Raw genomic sequence first — 20,817 nt, 5'->3', positions numbered from 1 at the left:
CCCATGGCCGTTCCGGTTGACGCTTTCTCTTTTTCGTTCATTGCAGAGGCTGGTTGATAAGTCGTGTATCTCCACGAGCCACTTCCCCGGTCCCGGGAACCGCAGTGCCCTACGGTACGCTGTCACCCTGTGTGTCCCGGAGCACGACCCGAAAAACGCCTGCCGGATTCATAGAATCCGGGAGAAAGAGTGCACCCCGGCACGTGCACATGACCGGGAGCGTTATGCGTCGTTCTCAAGATGTCTGGCGCCGTGCTCTCCGGCCCACCTGCCGAGAAGCGACTGGAGATAGACCCCGAAGAAGGCCAGAAACAGTCCGCCTATCGTTGCAAAGACGATGTAGCGGATGCCCACATCCTCGGTGATAGGGAACTGCGGGATCTCGCTGATGGAGAGCGTATAGATGCTTGCACCGTATGCGATGGCACCGAGCGCCAGAACAAAGAACGGCAGTGCCACGACCCTTCGGATGCTCTCACGTTCGTTCAGGAGGATGTCGACGATCTTCCCGAGCGAGGCAACCAGGCCCGCTGCAGTGAACCAGATGATTGCACCGTAGATGAACGTCAGGACATAGAAGAAGATCCCCGACGTCTTGTACAGGGTCAGAAGGCTCGTCAACCCCATGATGATACCCACGATCACCATCAATATCGCTGCAATATAGGAGACGAACGTAAACCTCCCTCCTCGAAGGGATGCCTGCAGCGACGTCACGAAGTAGTGGAAGATCTCGTCGAAACCAAACCCCTTGAAGAGGAGATAGGTGCCGATAACGCCGACCACGACGATGACGGCGAACTCGGGATACCCGAGCAGGTAGGCGGCCGCGTAGAGGAGCATGGCAAGGCCGAGCGGCACCAGGACGATCCGTGCAATCTTGGGATCGTCGAGCAGCCGTTTAAGAATATAGTAGGTCCCCTCCAGGTTCGGCATCTGGTTCACCACGACCCGACGGATGCTGCTCACCGGAACCCGGGACTGGATAATGGGGAGAACGTATTCGTCTTCGGCACCGTCCGTGACCAGGACGCTGGAAGTGGCACCGGTGGCCGCAAGGATCGTATCGAGATCGGTCGCAATCCGCCGGTCGCCCTCAAGCATATTGAGGTGGTTGCCGCTGATGACCGCAACGACAACCTCCTCGCCCCGGCCATAGAGATCGTCGTAGAGCCTGATAGTCTCGAATATCGCGTTTATGTCGGAGTCTTCGGCGTCGGCAAGAGCGAGCGCGTTCGCTGCTTTGAGGCACGCCTCCCTCCCGACGACCGGACCTGCTATCCCGGCCTTATACCCGATATCATCATCGCGATCAACGCAGAGGATGAGCGTCCGGTCTCGTGACATCTCAATAAAGATCGCTGCAAATCTATTAAATGATTTTCAAGTGTCGGGAAAACCGGGCCGCCGCGACTGCATCCTCCGGAGGTGAGCGATGAGGCGCAGCATCGGTGAGGGGAATCTTCCTTCACGTATCGGCGCAAGAGGCGGCTGCGAGCAGACGATCACCCGCGCAGTGCAGGCTTTTAAAAACCGCAAATCCAAAAAAGGTATGATTAGATGAGTTTTGCACGCTGGAGGAGAAGCAGATCGTCGGTCGTCAGCTTCTCGCCGCCGCGGAACTGCTGGAAGATCCGCTCGGCTTCCTTCCGTACCGCCTTCTGCTCCTTGGTGACCTTCGTCTTCTTGGTCTTCTGGCGGAGACCCGAGATCACCTTGTCGTAGTCGCGCAGCTCCTTCTGGCAGGCGATGAAGAGCTTGTGCTCCTCGTCGGCAGACTCCTGCGCCTCGACGAACTGCTGGTGGAACTGGTCGGCGGACTCCCGGGACTTGTCGGCCTTGCGATACGACTCGACCATCAGGTCGTGGTGCTGCTGTGCAAGTTCGGCCTTCTCGGTGACTTCCTTGTGGATCTCCGAGGCGAGCCTGCGGAACTCACGGGCATCGGCAAGCTTCGTGCGCATCTCTTTGTTCTGCTCAAGCTCGGCCTCCTGCTCTTTCACGCCGGCCTTCAGGTGCTTGATCTTCTCGATCAGTTCCCGCTCTTTGTCGGTGCTGTAGACCTCCGTCTGCTGCTTGAACTCGAGGTGCTCGATCTGCTTCTGGAGCTCCTTGATACCCCGGTTCTTCAGGCTGCCGTGCTCTTTCTTGAAGGCTTCGATCTCTTCGAAGAGTTCGTTCGCCTTCTCATTGTGCTCGTTGCGCTGCTCTTTTAACGCCTGGACTTCTTCGTTGTTCTTGTCCCGGAGCTCCTTGTGCTTCTGCGCCTCCTCGACGAACTCGCGAGTCTGGTTGTTGAGCACGTTCCGCTCACGGGCATATTTGCTTGCGAGCGCGTTCAGCTCGTTTCTACGGGTTTTGTGCTGTTCAGACTCTGCAAGAAATTTCTTTCTCTTATCAACTAGATCGTTCAACATCCACTACCAATCCTCAACATTCGGTACCTGTCTGGCATGCCCGCCACGCCGGGGTTTCTTCGATACCGGAGGCTCTCACAGTGCTACAACAACATAACAAAAGACGGTTCGCCGGACAGTCGTGTCCACGGCCGATGTTCATCTGTCTGCTCATGATGTTCAACCCCCGGTACCTCGGGCGGCGGACCCGGCGTGTTAGATTTTGCGCCGGCCGACGCCCGTAACCCCCCGTATGGCGGGATTTTACAGGAACGTTCTATTATTCAAATGTCATCTGCCCTATTAAGTATTTCGCCGGGCGTACATTCGGTTCACGGAAGGAAAAAGAAGAGAGGTGGGTTAGAGGAAGTCGATGAGATGGCCGCTTGGGGCGTCCATCGACGATGCGCGGCGTGAGGAGGACGTGCTGTGCCTCGTTGCCGCGGTTTCGAACGTGCGCTGCTGCCCGAGGATCTGCGCACTCTTGACACCGGTCATGATGGCCATGACCCGGACTCTGCCCTCGTACTCGCTGTTGACCCGTGCCCCCCAGATGACATCGGCATGCGGGTCAAGCTCGTAGGTGAGGGAACTTGCGATCTCCTCGGCGTCCTGCAGCGTCAGGTCGTTGCCGCCGGTGATATGGATGAGGCTGCCGGTCGCTCCACGGTAATCGATGTCGAGGAGCGGGTGGTTCAGGCACTCGTGCACGACGCTCTCCGCCTTGTTCTGCTGTTTGCTCTCGCCGACGAGCATCACTGCGACGCCGCCCTTGCTCATGATGGCACGCACGTCTGCGTAGTCGATATTGATGAGCGACGGTTCGGTGATCGTCTCGCTGATACCCTTGACGGTCTCGGCGATGAGCTGATCCATGACCGAGAAGGCCTGGCCGAGCGGGAGGTTCGGCACGTATTTGATGAGCCGGTTGTTGTCGAGAACAATAACCGAGTCGGCGGACGCGGCAAGAGCCTCCATACCCTCCTCGGCGCGCAGGAGCCGCGCCTTCTCGACCTGGAACGGATAGCTGACCATCCCGACGACGATGGCTCCCTGCTCCTTGGCGATCTGTGCTACGACCGGGGCGGTGCCGGTACCGGTGCCGCCGCCCATGCCCGCGGTGATGAAGACCAGGTCGGCGTCGGCAAGCAGGCTCTCGAGCGTCGGGCGCGCCATCTCGGCTGCACGCCTTCCGACATCGGGGAAGCCGCCGGCACCGAGACCTTTGGTGAGCGATTTTCCCACAAGGACGCGCTTGTCCGCCTGGATCATGTCCAGGTGCTGCTTGTCCGTGTTGATAGCAATCGTCTCGGCGCCGTTGACCTGCATATGATACAGGCGGTTGATCGTGTTGTTCCCGGCGCCGCCGCACCCGACGATGACGATACGCGGCTGACCGATCATGTCGTCGCCGTCGTCGTCCATGGTGTTTCTCATAAACTTCTCGCGTTCTGCGTGTTTCAAAGCCTCATTAATGATTGTCTGCATGGATAAACCCCCTAAACTTCGAATGAAACCTGGTCGATCTCGCGGAGGACACGGTTGCCATGCTTCTCGACAAGCTCCCGGACGGCATACCGTACGGCCTCTGAAACGGTAGGAAACTCCCCGGCCTCTACCAGCTTCTCGAGCATCTCAACCTGTTGCCTGGGCAGTCGGATCGTGATTCGGTCCATCATCTCAATCTCTCATGTCTTGCATAAAGCAGACAATTGTCTGCTTTCTGTCAGACTATGGTCATCTTTATATCTGACAACATCAGACAATCCCAAATAACATCCCGATAGTATAAAAACCTTCTTAAATTAATCCGCAGCATCTCAAAACGGTTTTATGCATAGCAATCCACAATTTACCTGCAAAGAGCCGGATTTATGAAATCACAATTTCCGAAGAAGGCGGTGCACGGCGGTACCGTCCTGTGGCATACGTTCAAAGGAAGGGGAGAGCTGCTCGATTTCAGCGCGAATCTCAACCCGTACCCTCCCGACGTCGACTGGAAACCCGATCCTGCAGTCCTCGGGGACTATCCGGACGATCGCTACGAGCGACTAAAGACGGTCATCGGCAGGACGTTTGGAAGAGACATCTCCGAGATCGCCGTAGGAAACGGGTCCGTCGAACTGATCCGGACGTTTGCTGCGGTCGTCCTGGATACGGGCGACCGTTTCTTCGTCGAGAACCCGACATTCGGGGAGTACGACCTTGCTGCGCGGCTTGCGGGAGCAGAGAAGGCCGCCGACCCGTCCGCAGCGGTAGTGCGGTTCTGCTGCAACCCGAACAACCCGACCGGAACGCTCCGCAGGCGCGAGGAGGTCGTCCGGCTGCTCGAGGATGCCGCCGCATCCGGCACCCATCTCTTTCTGGACGAGGCGTTCATCGAGCTCTCTGACCCGGGGCAGAGCCTCGTCGATCTCCGGCACGAGAACCTCTTTGTCCTGCGTTCCCTCACCAAGAGCTTCGCCGTCCCCGGGATCCGGTTCGGGTACGGGTTTGGGGACCCCGATCTCATCGAGCGGATAGAAGTCGCCAGAATGCCCTGGACGGTCAACGCGTTTGCGGAGGCCTACGCCATCGAGGCATTCGCCCGCTACGGCGATCTCGAAGAATCGCGTACGGCCATCGCCCGGGAGCGTTCCCGGCTCTGTGGCGAGCTCGACCGGCTGAGCCTTGCATATGGCACACCCGCCGCCAACTATATTCTGATCGCGCTCCCGACCACGGCGAACGAGATGACAGAGCGGCTCCTCTCCCGCAATATCCTCGTCAGGGACTGCTCGTCGTTCGGACTTCCGGAACATATCAGGATCGCGGTCCGCACCCGTGAAGAGAACAGGGAGCTCATCGAGGCGCTCGAGGCATGCTTGCCCTGATCATGGCAGGGGGCGTCGGCTCCCGCCTCGGAATGGGTGAAAAACCGCTTGTTACCATCTGCGGAAAGCCGATGATCGCCTACGTCCTCGATGCGTTTGCGGCCGCAGGTCACGAGACGGCTGTCATCGCATCGCCGCGGACGCCCTATACCAGGAACTGGTGCCGTGCGCGCGGCATCGACCTTTACGAGGCCGGCGGCGCCGGGTATATCGAAGATCTCCAGGAGGCAGCCGCTGCCCTCGACCTTACCGGCCCGGCCTTCACCTGCGTCGCCGATCTTCCCTGCCTGACGACTGAGATCGTTCGCGCGATCGAGGAGCGCTACCGCGCATCAATGATGCCGGCCTGCTCCGTCTGGGTGCCCCGCGACCTCTGCCGCGAGCACGGGTGCAGGACGGAGTACATCGAAACGGTTGAGGGCGTGGCCGCCTGTCCCGTAGGCATCAACATCGTCGACGCGGGGGCGCTCGGCGAGCCGCAGGACGAGGTGCAGATCCTCCTTTGCGATCGCCGGCTCGCCTTCAATATCAACACCCGTGACGAACTTGCACGGGTGCAGTCGTTCCTCTGCTGAGAAGTTTCTTCCCGGGCACGCCCATACACGGATAATTTCCCTGCTTTCCCGATTATTAGAGAGAAACAGTCATATCGAAGTATATCCGACATGTCTGTATGGAACTCTGCCGGGAGATCGAACTTGAGGGTCATATCATCGATTCGGGAGTTATGACCCTCGTATTCGACAAAATAATGGATATGGGCGGGGACTTTGAGATCCTGATCTTCGATGTCGGGAAGAACAAGAAGGACCCGAGCTACGCGCGGCTCAGAGTCACCGCACCCGACGACCGGCAGCTCGATCTGATCCTCTCCGAGCTGCACCGCCTCGGAGCGCGGTCGCCCGAGATCAGCGATGTAACCCTCAAACCGGCAGAGGGTGACAGGATCGTGCCGAAAGGGTTCTACTCGACCACCAACCACACGACCTTCGTCAAGTACCGGGACGCGTGGCTGCCGGTCGAGGGGATCGAGATGGACTGTCTGATCGTCGTTGAAGAGGAGGCGATGCGCGCCGTCTGCACACCCCTCTCAAAGCTCAGGGCGGGCGATGCCATCGTCATCGGGGAGAACGGCGTCCGCGTCATCTATCCGGAACGGCCGAGAAAGATCAGCACCTTCGAGTTCATGCACGGCAAGGTCTCCTCCGAACGGCCGAGCGAGACGATCATCGGCAAACTCGCCCGTGAGATCCTGGCGATGAAGCGAAAGGGCGGCAGGATCGCCATCGTCGGCGGCCCGGCGATCGTCCACACCGGTGCGACGGAGGCGCTTGCGTCGATGATCCGCGAGGGCTACATCGACGTTCTGTTTGCAGGAAACGCCCTTGCCACGCACGACATCGAGTACAACCTCTTCGGCACGTCGCTCGGCATGGATCTCAGGAGCGGCACACTGGTGACGGGCGGGCACAAGCACCACATCTACGCGATCAGCGAGATCATGCGCGCCGGTTCGATCCAGAAAGCGGTCGAGCAGGGGATCGTCACCGGCGGCATCATGTACGAATGCGTGCAGAACAACATACCGTTCGTGCTTGCAGGCTCCATCCGGGACGACGGCCCCCTGCCGGACGTTATCACCGACGTCATAGAGGCCCAGGACGCCATGCGCGAAGAGATCCGGGACGTCGACATGGTGCTGATGATCGGAACGCTTCTCCACTCCGTCGCCGTCGGCAACTGCCTCCCCTCGTACGTCAAGACCGTTTGCGTGGACATCAACCCGGCATCGGTGACGAAGTTGATGGACCGCGGCACGACGCAGGCGATCGGTGTCGTCAGCGATGCGGGAGCGTTCCTGGCACTGCTGGCAAAGCAGCTCGAAGAGCAGAGTGGAGAGGCTACCGCGTAAGCGGCATGCAGAACGGCTGCTCCTGCTCAAGCACGAACTCCCACTCCTGCCTGCAGGGACACTCCGTCTCCGCAAGCACGCGGAGGAGCTCTTTATCGGCGGTGAGGGAGAATTCGGCGATCCCTTTTACAATCGGGCCGTCGCAGGCACCGCAGTTGTGCGGCCCGCGGATCTGTCCGCCGCCGACCGGGTCGCAGAGGATATGGACCGGCGATTGGATCAATACATCCAGGACGCTCCAGAGATACGGCGGCCGGTAGGCATGCTGCTTCCAGAGCCGCTCGACCTCGGTCCTGCTCTGGACGGTGCAGAGGTTCATGGAGATCAGGTCGGCGACGGGGGCGACCGTTGCGATGGAGCGGATCATATCGTCCCGCGCCTCCGCTTCGGTCAGGAACGGGGGCTTCATCATCAGGTATGCCTTAACGCCCGCTCCGGCGCTGCGTGCCGCCGCTGCCGCCTGCAGGAAATCGGCGTAGGAAAACCCCTTGTCGATGCTCTTTTCGCGGATGGCGTCGTCCGTCGTCTCAAGCCCCATCGCTACAAAAAGGGGTGTTGTCCAGGTGCCGTCGTCGAGCCCGTCCGCGAACTGCCGCAGCACCTCGTCCTGCACAAACTCCGGCCGGCTCTCCGCGACGACCACCTTCCCCCGGAACGCCGCCGCGGCAGCGTCCAGGACTGCGGGCGGAACCTCGGCCGGATCGAAGAAACTTCCCGACGTAAAGATCTTCACCATCCGGTAGTCGTCATCGGCGTATGACTCTTTCACCCAGGCCAGCTGCGCGAGAAGCCGGCCGGTGAGCTCTTCCTCCGAAAGCGGCGGGTAGCGCTCGTGCCGGTAGCCGCACATTGTGCACCGGTTCCAGGAGCACCCGGCAGTCCTGAAGATAACGGTCAGCGTTTCGAGAACCTGCCCTTCAAAAAGATCCTTTCCGCGCCAGCACGCCAGAGGTTTCTCAACGTTTTTGGATATCATTAACACCATATCCGTTCATTCTATGATTATGAAAAGGATCGCATGGCTTTCACTCACAACCCTTATCAGCATGTTGCTGATCGTGAGCTCCGCATCCGCAGCATACGTTGCGATCAGTGTACCCGATCGCGTGGAGGCGGGCGAACCGCTCGTGGTCACCGGCACCGCCAACGTCGAAGGACTCTCGAAACCGACCCTGAACCCGGGCTTTTCGACCGAGATCGTCCTCTACTATGCAACAGGGACGAAGCAGGAGATAGCCCGACGAACCGTCGTCGTCCAGCAGGACGGTACGTTTACCGCAATCTTCGGGACGGCGGGGCTCCGCGGCGGTCAGTACACCGTCGAGATCGTCGATCCGACAAAGACTACCTTCGGCGGCAGTTCGACCACGCTTCGCTGGGTCACCATCGTCAACCGGGCAGACGAGATCACCGTCACGTCGCCAGCGACCCAGGCCTACGACGGGACACTGGATATTGCCGGCAGCCTCCCGGGAGTCGGGAACGCAGGCGTCCAGGTCGAGGTGCGTCACGACGGTGAGAACGTCTTCGGCCCGACCTACATCCAGACCACAGAGGCAGGAGCTTTTGCGCTCACGGTGCCGATCCGGGAGGGCGGGACGTACCAGGTCCGCTTTGCAGACGCTGCAGGATTCATCACGGCGGCCGAATTCCTGGTGACCGGCGGGCCGGCGGCGCCCACCACGACCGCCGCCCCCACCACGACGCCTTCGTCCACCGCCATCACCGCGACCGCCAGCGCCTCACGGGACGCGCCTGCGTACTTCGCCGTCGATACGAAGACCGGCACGGTGACGGTCGAGACCTCTCCCGGCATCGACTGGGTCATCGAGTATGCCGACGAGGACGCGACGATTCATAAAGTGAATGAGAAAGGCATGGTCGAGGGAGAGAAGGCAACCTTCACCGCGAGAGGCGGAACGGTCTACGTCAAAGTCTACCCGATGAGCTACACCGATAGCGGCACCGTCCGGCTCACCGTCGAGAACGCCGATACCGTCCAGACAAGCCAGACGGTGCCGGCGGCCTTCGGCGGCGCACCGGCCACGACACCGCAGGCGACGCCCCTGCCGGCGATCCTCGGCGTTTTTGCACTCCTCGTCCTGCTCTTTGTCAGGCAGAGGTGAATACCTATTTTTAGCCGGAGCGCAAACAGTATACGGCGAGCCGGGATAGTCTAGTCCGGAAAGGCGGGGGCCTTGAAAGCCTCTGGTGCTCGGCACCTCGGGAGTTCAAATCTCCCTCCCGGCGCTCGATTTTTCTGAATGTTGTATACTGCTCTATCCGTCAATAAAACGGCGCCGCAGGATCGATCGGCAGCCATTGCGATCAAGTACCGCTTAAATACCCCGAATTAGATCCGGATCCGCCGGAATTTCGACCATCACCGAAAACCCGTAGACAGCCGATCTCACCGCGAGGTATGGTAGACGCCCTCCCGGGGATTACCCCGGCTCATATCGCCGTTGTAACCCGACGAATTTCCCGTTTCTCGGCAATCAGGACGATATGGTTCAATGAATTGCAGCGCCGGTATCCGGCCCCGGAAATCCCGGATACCATCAAAAAATAGCGGCAATTCGGGTTTGTTGTAATCGCAGTAGGGGACGGTTCCACCCTCCCCCGCCTCTATCAGGAGCAGTACGGGCACCCTGCACGCCTGACCTTCATCACGGCGCAGGCTGCGGCGGCGATGCCGACCAGCACCAGTCCTGCAATGACAATTTTCGTACCATTCATACGCTCGACTCCCGGTTCCCCGACGACCCGGAACCGCAAGGGCAGCATCGTCGACATAAGACCTGATAATACTTTGGAGCACCCGCACCCCTACTCCGAAAGGAGCGGAAATATCCGCATCAGGTCTGGATCGAGCGATTTCACCCGCCCCGTCTCCCCGAGTGGGGTATAGGCGATCTCCCCCTTCACCTCTCCCGCCATACACCCGTTCCGGCCATCAAGGAGTGCCGTGACGGCCGCCACACCGAGCATGCTACCGAGAACGCGGTCGCGGACCGTGGGAGGCCCTCCCCGCTGGAGGTGCCCGAGAACGACGACACGGGACTCGTAGCCGAGGTGCTCCCGGATCTCATGGGCGATCTCAAAGCTCCTCCCGGGCATCTCCCCCTCAGCCACCACCACAATGGCGCTCTTCTTGCCGAACCGACGGAACCCCTCCCGAAGGCGGGCACTCACGTCAGCAGGCGAGAAAGATTCTTCCGGGATGATCAGCTCTTCGGCGCCGCCGGCAATGCCGCTCTCCAGGGCAAGGAACCCGCTCTCCCGGCCCATCACCTCGACAAAGAAGAGGCGATCGTGGGAACGTGCCGTGTCCCGGATCCGGTCGATCGCATTGAGGGCGCAGTTCGCCGCCGTGTCGAATCCGATACAGTAATCGGTCCCGTAGACGTCGTTGTCGATGCTCGCCGGCACACCGACCACCGGTATCCCCCACTCCTCCGCAAGAAGGCTGCCGCCCTGGAACGTCCCGTCGCCCCCGATCAGCACCACCCCGTCGAGACCCGCCTCCTCGATACTCGCTGCAGCGCGGGTCCGACCTTCCGGCGTCCGGAACTCCGGGCTGCGGGAGGTCTCGAGGATCGTGCCGCCGATGTGGATGGTGTTCCGGATAGCCCTCCGGTCAAGCGGCACCGTCTCTCCCCGGATGAGCCCGGCATACCCCCGGCGAATCCCGACGACCTCCAGCTCATTTGCGAGTGCGGTGCGCACCACCGCACGGATACAGGCGTTCATGCCCGGCGCGTCGCCGCCGCTCGTCAGGACCCCGATCCGCTTCATCATCTCTCCCAGAGATCAGGCCGCCGTCCCGATCGTCTCCGCTTCCCGCACCGGGAGCGCCTCCACGCCGGGCAGGCGCTCTCCCGCCAGCAGTGCAAGTGCGGCGCCGCCTCCGGTCGATATATGCGACATCCGGTCTGTAAACCCGAACTTTTCTACCGCTTCAGCGGTCGAACCGCCACCGATAACCGTCGTTCCATTGATGGATGCGATCGCGGCGGCGATTCTGCGCGTCCCCTCAGCGGATCCGGGGTTCTCGAAGACCCCCATCGGCCCGTTCCAGACGACGGTGCGGCACCGCGAGAGCGTCCGCGCAAAATCATCGATGGTGGCGGGGCCGATATCGACGATCATGGAGCCGTCGGGGATCTCGGCCGCCGGCACGGTGCGGACCTGCGCGTCCGCCTTCAACGAATCGGCCACCACGACGTCGCTCGGGAGATGGAGATCGACGCCCTGCGCCTGCGCCTTCTTCTCGATCTGCCGGACCGCGTCCAGCTGCTCCGCTTCGACGCGTGAAGCTCCGGTGCCGTACCCCTCGCTCCGGATGAACGTCGACGCCATCCCTCCCCCGATAAGCAGGTGATCCACCCGGGTGAGGACGTTCTCCAGAACGCCCAGCTTGTCGCTCACCTTGGCACCGCCTATCACCGCTGCAAACGGCCGTTCCGGCTGTTCCAGAACGTCGGCGAAGGCATCAAGCTCCTTCTGCAGCAGCAGCCCCGCCACCGCCGGCAGGTGCTGCGGGACGCCCACAAGCGATGCCGCAGCCCGGTGCGAGACACCGAATGCGTCGTTGACGTAGATATCCGCAAGACGCGCAAGATCCTCTGCGAACTGCGGATCCTTCGCCTTCTCCCCGGGATTGAACCGGAGATTCTCCAGCATGACGACATCCCCCTGCTGCATCTCCGAAACCGCGCTCTCCACCCCGCTTCCGACAACCTCCCGGAGAGGCATGACCGGCTCGCCGAGCAGCTCCGACAGCCGCCGGGCCACCGGAGCAAGCCGGAGGCTCTCCACCACCTTCCCGCCGGGCCGGTCGAGGTGGGAGCAGATGATGATCCGCGCTCCTCTCTCCTGCAGATAGCGTATCGTGGGCAGCGTCACCCGTATCCGCATATCGTCGGAGATGACGCCGTGATCATCCATCGGTACGTTATAATCGGTCCTGACCAGTACCCGCCTGCCGCTCACATCAATATCCCGAACCGTTTTCCTTCGCATCATCACCACTTCCGGCATCGTTCGCGGGCAGCGGGGTGCAGACGCCGCAGCAGACCTATCTTCTCCCGACCATGCCCGGGGGCATCCCGCACTCCCGCTGCAGAACAACCGATGCAGTGCGGGTGCATCATATAATGGTATTGTTCCGCCCGGTGCAGCGGCCGAGTATTCCCGGCACCGTACCGGACACCGGAGTGTCCGGAAAAAAATGCAGGATTTGCCTGCAGGCTGCACCTTCTGCAGGAGTGCCAACCTTTTTTGTCCGCATCATCCAAAGTACTTATGAGGAACTGCTATGTGCATCGCAATGCCCGCTGAAGTGCTGGAAATAAAAGAGGAAAATATCGGCGTTGTGGACTTCGGCGACCTGCAGCAGGAGGTCCGGCTCGACCTGGTGGATGTCAAGGTCGGGGAGTTCGTGCTTGTCCACGTCGGGTTCGCCATCCAGAAACTCTCCCGGGAGGAGGGGCTTGAGACCCGCGAGATCTTCCGTCAGGTTTATGCGGCGATGATGGAGGAGTAATGCACGAGTACAGCATCGCCTACGACATCTACTCGACCGCCCGGCGTGCAGCTCTTGAGAACCAGGCAGCGCAGGTGACCTGTGTCCACGTCGATTTCGGCGCGATGGCGATGGTCAACCCCGAGCAGGTGAAGTTCCTCTTCGACGTTATCATCGAGGAGGACCCGCTCTTTACCGGCGCGCGGCTCGACTGCCGCGATGTCGAGACCAGGAGCAGGTGCCCCTGCGGCTACGAGGGGAACGAACGGTTCGTCTGCCCGGAGTGTGGAAAGCTGCCTGAGATCGTCGACGGCAGGGAAGTCGTAGTCACCAACATCGAGATAGAGGTCGCAGACTGACGGTGCGGGCACCGCAGAAGCCTCCGACGTACAAAGCGTGTATCTTATCTGATTATCGGCCAAACAATTCGCATCAGCCGAACCGACCGTCGCGAGAGAAGACCCGGGACGGCACATCCCAAAACCATCGATACAGCTCTCTCTGAGAAGTGAATGTGACATGAAAGTAAACCTCATGCATGGTGCCGGCGGCGAGGTGATGGGCGAACTTCTTGCGACCATCACGAACCTGAAGCACAACAACGCCGGCGGAATCGGCCTTGAATCGCTGGACGACGGAGCGGTAATTCCGCTGAACGGCCAGAACATTGTATTCACCACCGACAGCCACGTCGTCTCTCCGATATTCTTCCCGGGGGGCGACATCGGCAGGATTGCCGTCTGCGGGACGGTCAACGATCTCGCGGTGATGGGCGGCAGACCGATCGCGCTCTCCTGCGGCATGATCATCCCGGAAGGATTCGACGTCGCCGACCTTGAGCGGATTGTAGCCTCGATGGACGAGGCGCTCGGCGAGTGCGGTGCAAATCTCGTCACCGGAGATACGAAGGTGCTGGAGCGCAGCGCGCTCGACGGCATCGTCATCAACACCGCAGGGATCGGCGTCGCCGAGACGGTCGTGCGCGACAACGGCCTCATCGTCGGCGACACCATCATCACCAGCGGCACGCTCGGCGACCACGGGATCGCCATCATGGCGCACCGCGAGGGGTTCGACTTCGGCGGCCAGATCCGCTCGGACGTATCCCCGCTCTGGACGCTCATCGAAGACGCGCTGGCAGCGGGAGATATCCATGCGATGAAGGATCCGACCCGGGGCGGGTTCGCCAACGCCATCAACGAGATGGCGCACAAGAGCGGCACGGGCATCGTCATCGAGGAGGAGCATCTGCCGATCAGAAAGAACGTCCGGAGCGCTGCCGGGATGCTCGGCATCGATCCCCTCGAGGTGGCGAACGAAGGGAAGGTGCTCATGGGCGTGGCACCGGGCGACGCCGAGGCCGTGCTTGCGGCGCTCCGGTCGCACCCCTACGGCAGGGACGCGGCGATCATCGGGACGGTCGTCGAGGGCAAGAGCGTCGTCATGCGGACGGCCATCGGCGGAGAGAGGTTCATCGAACCGCCGGTCGGCGACCCGGTTCCCCGGGTCTGCTAAAGAAGTCCTCAGCACCCTTTTTTATCAGCACACGGTGCACGGCGACCACTACCTGTTTTATGGCATACGGAAGGGATCAGAGACCGGAGATGGAGAACCCATGGAGCAGCAGACGGATATCGAGATACGAATCGTGACCGCATGGGATGAAGAGACGATAGCCGATCTCTACCGTGCCGGCGGGTGGTGGAGCGAGGAGTGGGACCCGGCGGCTCTGGCCGCGCTCATCCGGGGGAGCTTCGCATTTGCCGTCGCCATCGACCCTGCAACCGATCGGGCCGTCGGGATGGGCAGGATCATATCCGACGGCGTCTCGGACGGCTACATCCAGGATCTCGTTGTCCTGCCCGAATACCGGGGCAGGGGGATCGGATCGAAGGTGGTATCAACGCTGCTGAACGAATGTACTGCTGCAGGTCTCGGCTGGATCGGCCTGATCGCCGAACCCGGGACGGACGAGTTCTATCTGCCGCTGGGTTTCGGAAGACTCGAGGGATATGTCCCCATGCGCTACTATGGTGAGCGGTGAGAGAATGCTGTCGGAGAAAGACTTCAAGCCGGTAACTCTGGAAGATCGGGATATATTCTGCGAACACTACGCACGCTACCCCCAGGTGCATAGCGACAATACCTTCGCGAATATGGTCTGCTGGAACCACTACGCAGACTACCGCTACGCCGTCGCCGGGGATGCGATCATGATCTCGAGCACCATCGGCGGCGAGACGACGTACCGCGCACCGATAGGCCCGAAGAACCGCGACCTCATCGAGGCGGTCGTGGAGCTTGCCGCACGCACCGGCGGCGAAAGACCGCTGCTGACGCTTGACCCGGATTCAACCGCGTGGATCCGGGAGGTCTACCCCGCGCTCCCCCTGCACCCGGACCGGGACTTCTTCGACTATATCTATAAAACGGACGACCTCGCCCTGCTCCCCGGCGGGGAGTACCTCAACATCCGCAGGAACCTCAACAAATTCAGGAGAGCGTTCTCCTACAGGGTCGAGCCGATCACGCGGGAGAATATCGATGAGGTGCTTGAGTTCCTTATCGTCTGGTGTGAGTGGAAGGACTGCGATTCGGTGCCGATACTCTCGTACGAAAGAGAAGCTGTCCTCTTTGCGATGGAGCATTTCTTCGACCTGCACCTCTGCGGGACGATCATCAGGGTCGGTGAGAGCATCGGCGCGATATCGGTTGTTGGGCACCTGAACGAGAGAACGGCGGTCGTGCACTTTGAAAAAGCGCTTCCCGAAGCCTACCGCGGCATCTACCGGGCGATCAACGCCGAGACCGCAGCCGCCCTCACCGACCGGTACCTCTGCCTCGACCGCGAGTGCGACATGGGCGTGCCCGGACTGCGGGAGGCGAAGATGCGCTACAAGCCCCACCACATGGTTGAAGTGCATTATGCGCGAAAAGAGGATATACAGGCGATTCTCGGATGACAGAACCGGTAGACCTTCTCCTCAAAAACGTGACCCTCCCGGACGGACGGGTCGCAGACGTCTCCGTCGATAGGGGCGTCGTCAGGCACGTCGGCGCTCCGCTCCGGGCGGCCGAGACCGTCGACTGCAGCCGTCTGCTCTGCCTGCCGGCCGCCGTCGACATGCACGTCCACATGCGGGGCGGCGAGCAGGCATACAAAGAGAATTTTGCGACAGGAACAGCAAGCGCCGTCGCCGGCGGGGTGACGGTCGTCGTCGACCAGCCGAACACCATCCCTCCGATCACCACCGCAGAGCGCCTGCGCTCGCGGGTGGAAGAGGCACACAGGCAGGCCGTCTGCGGGTTTGCGGTGAACGCCGGCGTCACCGGCGATGCCGATCTTGCGGGGATGTGGCGCGCAGGGGCGCTGGCATTCGGCGAGACCTTCGCCGCCCCCTCAAGCTACGGTGAAGCGCTCCCGCCGGAGATCCTCGCACCTCTGTTTGAGCGGATACGGCAGCTCGGCGGGCTTGCCACGGTTCATGCCGAGGAGGTCGCGGGCGACCGGCCGCTGGCAACGCTCACCGGCCACGACAGGGCGCGTCCGGCGGCCGGCGAGGTCCTGGCGGTCACAGCCGTCGGCAGACTGGCGCCGCCGGGTCTCCGCCTCCACTTCTGCCACCTCAGCACCGCCGACGCCGTGGACGCAGCCAGAGGGTCTGTGGAGGTGACGCCGCACCACCTCTTCCTCTCCCGGGAAGCCTTCGACCCCGACGATGCCGCCGGGAAGGTGAACCCACCGCTTCGGAGCGAGCGCGAGAGAAAACGCCTCTGGTCGCGCTGGGAGAAGATCGATGTCATCGCCTCCGATCACGCCCCGCATACGCATGGAGAGAAGAGCCGCGGGATTGCCGCCGCACCCTCGGGCATCCCGGGCGTCGAGACGATGGTTCCGCTGCTCGTGGCGGAGGCGCGCAAGCGGCGTATCCCCCTGCCATCAGTGATCGAAAAGACTTCCTGGAAACCCGCCGACCTGCTCGGCATCCCGCGCGCAGGTTTTGCGCCCGGGGACCGTGCCGACTACGCCCTGTATCCGGAATCAATAGCGAAGGTCGACCCGGATCAGCTCCATTCGCGGTGCGGGTGGTCGCCGTACGCAGGATACGATGCCGTCTTCCCGGCCGAAGTCATCGTGCAGGGGGTGCGCGCATACCATGACGGCGCAGTTGCCGCCGCCCTCCCCCGCTGGCATCCGGGGGCTGGATATAATACCTCAGAAGACCTATAGTACATAGCCGATATAGCGCACTTTATAGGTCCCCGGGTGATCATCTGGCGAGATGCCTGGACATGAACCACGGGACAACCCAGGTGCGCGACAGGCACGCCCGGCATATGGGTAAAAGCGGGTGAGGTACGGCACCAGCCACCGGTGATCCACGCTTGTTAGTGTCGGGCGACACTTCTGAAACATCTCAGATGGTCGTATGACTTCCTTTGCAGACGCAGTAACCGAAACGGATACGGGCGTACGTATCGCACTCGACGTCTCCGCAGGTGCAAAAAAGACTGTTTTCCCTGCAGGCTATAACGAGTGGCGGCGAAGTATCCGCTGCCAGATTGCGGCACCCGCCGTCGGCGGAAGAGCGAATAAAGAGATCGTCAGAGTGGTAGCCGATACAATCGGCATCCCGCAATCGTCCGTAGCAATAGCCTCGGGAGCCACATCGTCCCAGAAGAGCATTCAAATCATCGGGAAGGCGCGCGCTGATGTGCTCGCCGTTCTCAAACCGCTTCTCGGCACCTGAGAACCCGAAGAGATATGCTGCGCGGCGCAGTATAAGCAACACCAATATATTTCAGCAAGTATTTAAAAATACTGCAGGATCTCCGGTATTTTTGTCATGTAACGCCCCCAGTCCGTTTGATGGGGAGGCCACTGACTTTAAGTAATTTCATTATAGATATATAGCTTGACCTATGCTCAGGCATATGAATCTTTGCATGACATATGGCAATTACGTTCCCGCATGGCGGGGGTGCTCACATGTATTCACCGGAAACTACCAAGTATCTTATTCACCTTATCCTGCAGACAGAGGGGGTGGTCGATAAACCTGATGTGGTCGGTGCCATATTCGGCCAGACCGAAGGTTTACTCGGCGAAGACCTCGACCTGCGGGATCTTCAGCGGACGGGGCGTGTCGGAAGGATAGATGTCCAGATAACCACAAAACGGGGTGAGACGAAGGGCGAGATCCTCATCACCTCCTCGCTCGACCGCGCAGAGACGGCGCTTCTCGCGTCGTCCCTTGAGACCATCGACCGCGTCGGCCCCTGCGCAGCCCGCGTAGCCGTCGACAGAATCGAGGATATCCGGGTGACGAAACGCCGCAACATCGTCAACCGGGCAAAAGAGCTGCTCCTCGAAAATTTCGACGAAGGCGAGATCAACAGCAACGACCTGCTCGACGAGGTGCGGGAGGTCATCAGGATCGAGAAACTCGAGCTGCTCGGCAACGAGAAGGTGCCGGCAGGCCCGAACGTCATCGACTCCGATGCGATCATCGTCGTCGAAGGACGGGCGGACGTCATCAACCTCCTCCGTTACGGCATCAAGAATGCAGTCGCCGTGGAGGGGACGAACGTCCCGGATATCATCATCGATCTCTGCTCCCGCAAGACCGCGACGGCGTTCCTCGACGGCGACCGCGGCGGCGAGTTGATCTTGCGCGAACTCTTGCAGATCGCCGACATCGACTTTGTGGCATACTGCCCGCGGGGCAAAAGCGTCGAAGGGCTGAGCCGCAAAGAGATCGTCAAGGCGCTCCGGAACAAAGTGCCGGCCGAGCTCACCGTCGAGGCGATCGAGCGGGAAGGGTCGGAACCGGCGGTGCCGGCAAAGACGATCGTCACCGAGATCCGGGTCCCGGTCGAGGAGGAGGCTCCTCCTGCGAACCCCGCCCCGCAGCAGGCACGGGGAAAAGAAGCGCCAAAGACGACACCGACACTCGGAGACCATATCGCGGACGTCAGGGACAGAAAGCGTGCACGCTTCCTCACCCCCGATTTTACCGTCATGAAGGAATCGAATGCGGCGGACGTGGAGAGCGTGCTTGAGGACCTGAATGGAAACATCGAAGGGCTTGTCATCGACCGGGTGGTCGATCAGAGGATGCTCGATCTGCTCGGCAGTAAAAACCTGGAATACGTCGCTGCACGAGACTTCAAAGGCATCATCAAGCGCCCGCTCTCTCTCAGGCTTATAAAGATAGGGTGACTGATTGGCTAGTGCAAATTTATATATGTTTATATTTACAATTTTTATTTCAGGGACGGAATATGCACAAGGAAGAGCTTATAACGTTACATGGGATTCTTACGGAAATTAAAGACTTTTTTGAAATGATGAACCCTGAACTAAAATTCTCACAGTATTACTCTTTGAAGATCGACCCGACGCAGGTTCATAAGAGCAAGATGGAGCATAAATATGCCATATTCGTCCTCGGAACAGAGCTTGCAAACGCAATGAAAGACGTGGAGTTTTCGTCATCAGGAAGAATCTCGGCGCGCATGCGGGAACTTGCGGAAAAAACGCTCAAAGAGATCGAATATCTTCAATAAATATTAGAATATCTTTTTCAAACGCTCACCCAACAACCCTCTTCGCCGACGGATCTCTGTAACGTTTTTCAGGAGAGCTCCTTCCCGGCACCCCGGGCGCTGCGCTCGTCCCGAACCCCGGAAGCCGGAGAAGACCGCATGCAAAGGCACCGGATCCGCCCGACGTCCGCCTCCCCCCAAATCCCGACGACACGTGGCGGCAATCGGCAATGTTCCAGGAAACATCCGGGAGCGTAGCGGCGATCGCACCGGGGGAGGGGCCGGCCCCCATTAGCGCTACCCTTCGACAAAGGGATTCAAGCGTATACCGCGTTCTTCCCCTGATGAGGCTGGTGCCGGACCGGGCTTGTCCCGGGCGTCTCCCCATGCCGTGGACTGTGGCGGCTATCGCCCCCTGGGGTGGGGCCGACGGGGAGGGGTTTTCCCCTCCCCTGTCTCCCGCGAAGATCCATAGATATCATCAACCCCGCCCCTCAAGGGACGGGGGCAGTCATGGTGATACCCAGGGGAAAGCCGTGCCCCCGAATACTCCGGATTGCGGTCACCCGGAGCAATAGATTCGGCCTCATCAATTGCCTGAACCCCGCCGATAGCAACAGGAATTCAGTGCACCCAGAGGGTACGGTAGCGTATATGGGGCACGCCCCTCAGGCCCGCATCTCCCGTTCCTTCTCCATCAGGAATGCGGCAAGCAGCCGGGGTATCGGTGCCGCCATGCAGTGCCAGTTCGGCGTCCCGTTCACCTCAAGAACGGTATATCCGTCACCGTCACGGAGCAGATCCACGCCGCAGTAGTCGATCCCAATGGCGGTGGCGGCAGCCTCGGTGACGGAGCGCATCTCTTCATCAATCTCGACCGGCCTTCCGATCCCTCCCTGGTGGATGTTGTGCGTCAGGCTGTCGGAGACGCGCTCTATCGCGCCGACGGCCTCCCCGTCGATGACAAACACCCGGAAATCACGGTCGTTCCAGACGTACTCCTGCAGGTACCACGGCGGCTCCCCAAGGTCACCTCCGTCGGTGACAAGCCGGATGCCGTTTCCGTCAAATCCGTACAGGGGCTTATATACAGCCTTTCCATATTCCCCGATGAACGCATGCGCACGGTCCGGCGAAGAGGTAAACAGGGTGGTGGGCGTCGGGACGCCGTGGCGGATCAGCAGCGCCGACGTCATCACCTTGCAGGCGCAGGTGACGATGCTCTCCGGCGTATTGACGACGCGGTTCTCCAGCGACAAAACGTTCAGCGTCTCGAAATGGTGGCCGTTCTGTCTGATGCCGCACGCCCAGATGACCTCGTGCGCAAGCCCGCTCTTCAAGGGGTCGACGTCGTCGAGGTCGAGTATCCGATATGCTGCCCCGGCCTTCTCAAGCTCATGGATTACCTGCCCGGTGGAGTTGTCATCGGGCGTATCGGTCGGTTTCGGTACAATGTAGATCATGGTTCTCACGTTCGCCTCTCCGCTGCAGGAGTGCTGACGCTTCCCGGGCGGTTCGTACGTACCTTTTTCTACCCGGCACAATAAAACCGGTGGTGAA

The 20,817-nt window shown here is 60.7% G+C and carries 21 protein-coding genes and 1 tRNA gene; 14 read left to right on the top strand and 8 right to left on the bottom strand.

What is annotated here, in order from left to right:
- Nucleotides 1–222: 222 nt before the first annotated feature.
- The 4 genes from FGU65_RS01135 to FGU65_RS01120 all read right to left on the bottom strand — a co-directional run bounded on the left by FGU65_RS01135 (nt 223) and on the right by FGU65_RS01120 (nt 4,075).
- Nucleotides 223–1,347 carry a DUF373 family protein gene (locus tag FGU65_RS01135; RefSeq protein WP_301662558.1) on the bottom strand — a complete coding sequence of 375 codons (1,125 nt, stop codon included), beginning with the start codon at nt 1,345–1,347 and terminating at the stop codon, nt 223–225.
- Nucleotides 1,348–1,556: 209 nt separating this feature from the next.
- Nucleotides 1,557–2,417 (bottom strand): coiled-coil protein, encoded by an 861-nt coding sequence (locus FGU65_RS01130; RefSeq protein ID WP_301662557.1) that lies wholly within the window; start codon nt 2,415–2,417, stop codon nt 1,557–1,559.
- A gap of 339 nt (nt 2,418–2,756) precedes the next feature.
- Complete coding sequence (gene ftsZ, locus FGU65_RS01125; protein WP_301662556.1) at nt 2,757–3,884, bottom strand: cell division protein FtsZ; 1,128 nt, start codon at nt 3,882–3,884, stop codon at nt 2,757–2,759.
- Between the two features lie 11 nt (nt 3,885–3,895).
- Nucleotides 3,896–4,075: a ribbon-helix-helix domain-containing protein gene (locus FGU65_RS01120; RefSeq protein ID WP_301662555.1), complete on the bottom strand. Its 180-nt coding sequence runs from the start codon at nt 4,073–4,075 to the stop codon at nt 3,896–3,898.
- A 195-nt stretch (nt 4,076–4,270) separates the two neighbouring features.
- Here FGU65_RS01120 and FGU65_RS01115 point away from each other — a divergent pair, with 195 nt between their 5' ends.
- From FGU65_RS01115 to FGU65_RS01105, 3 genes are all read left to right on the top strand, one after another.
- On the top strand, nt 4,271–5,269 hold the full coding sequence (locus tag FGU65_RS01115; RefSeq protein WP_301662554.1) for a pyridoxal phosphate-dependent aminotransferase: 999 nt from the start codon (nt 4,271–4,273) through the stop codon (nt 5,267–5,269).
- A complete protein-coding gene (locus FGU65_RS01110; RefSeq protein ID WP_301662553.1) occupies nt 5,257–5,844 on the top strand; it encodes an NTP transferase domain-containing protein in 588 nt (195 codons plus the stop codon). Before FGU65_RS01115 ends, FGU65_RS01110 begins: the two co-directional genes overlap by 13 nt.
- A gap of 98 nt (nt 5,845–5,942) precedes the next feature.
- Nucleotides 5,943–7,181: an ornithine cyclodeaminase, nickel-pincer nucleotide-dependent gene (locus FGU65_RS01105; RefSeq protein ID WP_301662552.1), complete on the top strand. Its 1,239-nt coding sequence runs from the start codon at nt 5,943–5,945 to the stop codon at nt 7,179–7,181.
- Here FGU65_RS01105 and FGU65_RS01100 read toward each other — a convergent pair.
- On the bottom strand, nt 7,171–8,157 hold the full coding sequence (locus FGU65_RS01100) for an archaeosine biosynthesis radical SAM protein RaSEA (protein WP_301662551.1): 987 nt from the start codon (nt 8,155–8,157) through the stop codon (nt 7,171–7,173). The genes FGU65_RS01105 and FGU65_RS01100 overlap by 11 nt on opposite strands.
- Nucleotides 8,158–8,185: 28 nt before the next feature.
- Between FGU65_RS01100 and FGU65_RS01095 the strand changes: the two genes are divergently transcribed.
- Both FGU65_RS01095 and FGU65_RS01090 read left to right on the top strand, forming a co-directional pair.
- Nucleotides 8,186–9,307, top strand: coding sequence for a hypothetical protein (locus FGU65_RS01095; protein ID WP_301662550.1), 1,122 nt, complete (start codon nt 8,186–8,188; stop codon nt 9,305–9,307).
- Between the two features lie 39 nt (nt 9,308–9,346).
- Nucleotides 9,347–9,431, top strand: a tRNA-Ser gene (locus tag FGU65_RS01090).
- Nucleotides 9,432–10,010: 579 nt separating this feature from the next.
- Here the strand turns inward: FGU65_RS01090 and pfkA are convergent.
- Nucleotides 10,011–10,979, bottom strand: a complete 969-nt coding sequence (gene pfkA / locus FGU65_RS01085; protein ID WP_301662549.1) for a 6-phosphofructokinase — start codon at nt 10,977–10,979, stop codon at nt 10,011–10,013.
- 15 nt (nt 10,980–10,994) lie between these two features.
- The gene (locus FGU65_RS01080) at nt 10,995–12,209 is read right to left on the bottom strand and encodes a phosphoglycerate kinase (protein ID WP_301662548.1); all 1,215 of its coding nucleotides are present in this window, start codon (nt 12,207–12,209) and stop codon (nt 10,995–10,997) included.
- A gap of 292 nt (nt 12,210–12,501) precedes the next feature.
- On the opposite strand from FGU65_RS01080, the gene FGU65_RS01075 reads away from it, so the two are divergent.
- The 9 genes from FGU65_RS01075 to FGU65_RS01035 all read left to right on the top strand — a co-directional run bounded on the left by FGU65_RS01075 (nt 12,502) and on the right by FGU65_RS01035 (nt 19,278).
- Nucleotides 12,502–12,729, top strand: coding sequence for a HypC/HybG/HupF family hydrogenase formation chaperone (locus FGU65_RS01075; protein WP_301662547.1), 228 nt, complete (start codon nt 12,502–12,504; stop codon nt 12,727–12,729).
- Nucleotides 12,729–13,067, top strand: coding sequence for a hydrogenase maturation nickel metallochaperone HypA/HybF (locus FGU65_RS01070; RefSeq protein ID WP_301662546.1), 339 nt, complete (start codon nt 12,729–12,731; stop codon nt 13,065–13,067). The genes FGU65_RS01075 and FGU65_RS01070 overlap by 1 nt, the downstream gene beginning before the upstream one ends.
- Before the next feature lie 160 nt (nt 13,068–13,227).
- Nucleotides 13,228–14,223, top strand: a complete 996-nt coding sequence (hypE, locus tag FGU65_RS01065; RefSeq protein ID WP_301662545.1) for a hydrogenase expression/formation protein HypE — start codon at nt 13,228–13,230, stop codon at nt 14,221–14,223.
- 100 nt (nt 14,224–14,323) lie between these two features.
- Nucleotides 14,324–14,752, top strand: a complete 429-nt coding sequence (locus tag FGU65_RS01060) for a GNAT family N-acetyltransferase (protein WP_301662544.1) — start codon at nt 14,324–14,326, stop codon at nt 14,750–14,752.
- 4 nt (nt 14,753–14,756) lie between these two features.
- Complete coding sequence (locus FGU65_RS01055) at nt 14,757–15,671, top strand: DUF2156 domain-containing protein (RefSeq protein WP_301662543.1); 915 nt, start codon at nt 14,757–14,759, stop codon at nt 15,669–15,671.
- Complete coding sequence (gene pyrC, locus FGU65_RS01050; protein ID WP_301662542.1) at nt 15,668–16,939, top strand: dihydroorotase; 1,272 nt, start codon at nt 15,668–15,670, stop codon at nt 16,937–16,939. The genes FGU65_RS01055 and pyrC overlap by 4 nt, the downstream gene beginning before the upstream one ends.
- A gap of 199 nt (nt 16,940–17,138) precedes the next feature.
- Nucleotides 17,139–17,459, top strand: coding sequence for a DUF167 domain-containing protein (locus FGU65_RS01045; protein ID WP_301662541.1), 321 nt, complete (start codon nt 17,139–17,141; stop codon nt 17,457–17,459).
- Nucleotides 17,460–17,698: 239 nt separating this feature from the next.
- Nucleotides 17,699–18,931, top strand: coding sequence for a DNA primase DnaG (dnaG, locus tag FGU65_RS01040; RefSeq protein ID WP_301662540.1), 1,233 nt, complete (start codon nt 17,699–17,701; stop codon nt 18,929–18,931).
- A 62-nt stretch (nt 18,932–18,993) separates the two neighbouring features.
- Nucleotides 18,994–19,278, top strand: coding sequence for a UPF0058 family protein (locus FGU65_RS01035; protein ID WP_301662539.1), 285 nt, complete (start codon nt 18,994–18,996; stop codon nt 19,276–19,278).
- Nucleotides 19,279–19,925: 647 nt separating this feature from the next.
- Here FGU65_RS01035 and FGU65_RS01030 read toward each other — a convergent pair.
- Nucleotides 19,926–20,720 (bottom strand): ATP-grasp domain-containing protein, encoded by a 795-nt coding sequence (locus tag FGU65_RS01030; RefSeq protein ID WP_301662538.1) that lies wholly within the window; start codon nt 20,718–20,720, stop codon nt 19,926–19,928.
- Nucleotides 20,721–20,817: the final 97 nt, after the last annotated feature.

The organism is Methanoculleus frigidifontis (assembly GCF_030464345.1).
Taxonomy (GTDB): Archaea; Halobacteriota; Methanomicrobia; order Methanomicrobiales; family Methanoculleaceae; genus Methanoculleus_A; species Methanoculleus_A frigidifontis.
The sequence above is the reverse complement of the archived record's forward strand: the minus strand, read 5'-3'. Positions and strand labels throughout refer to the sequence as shown.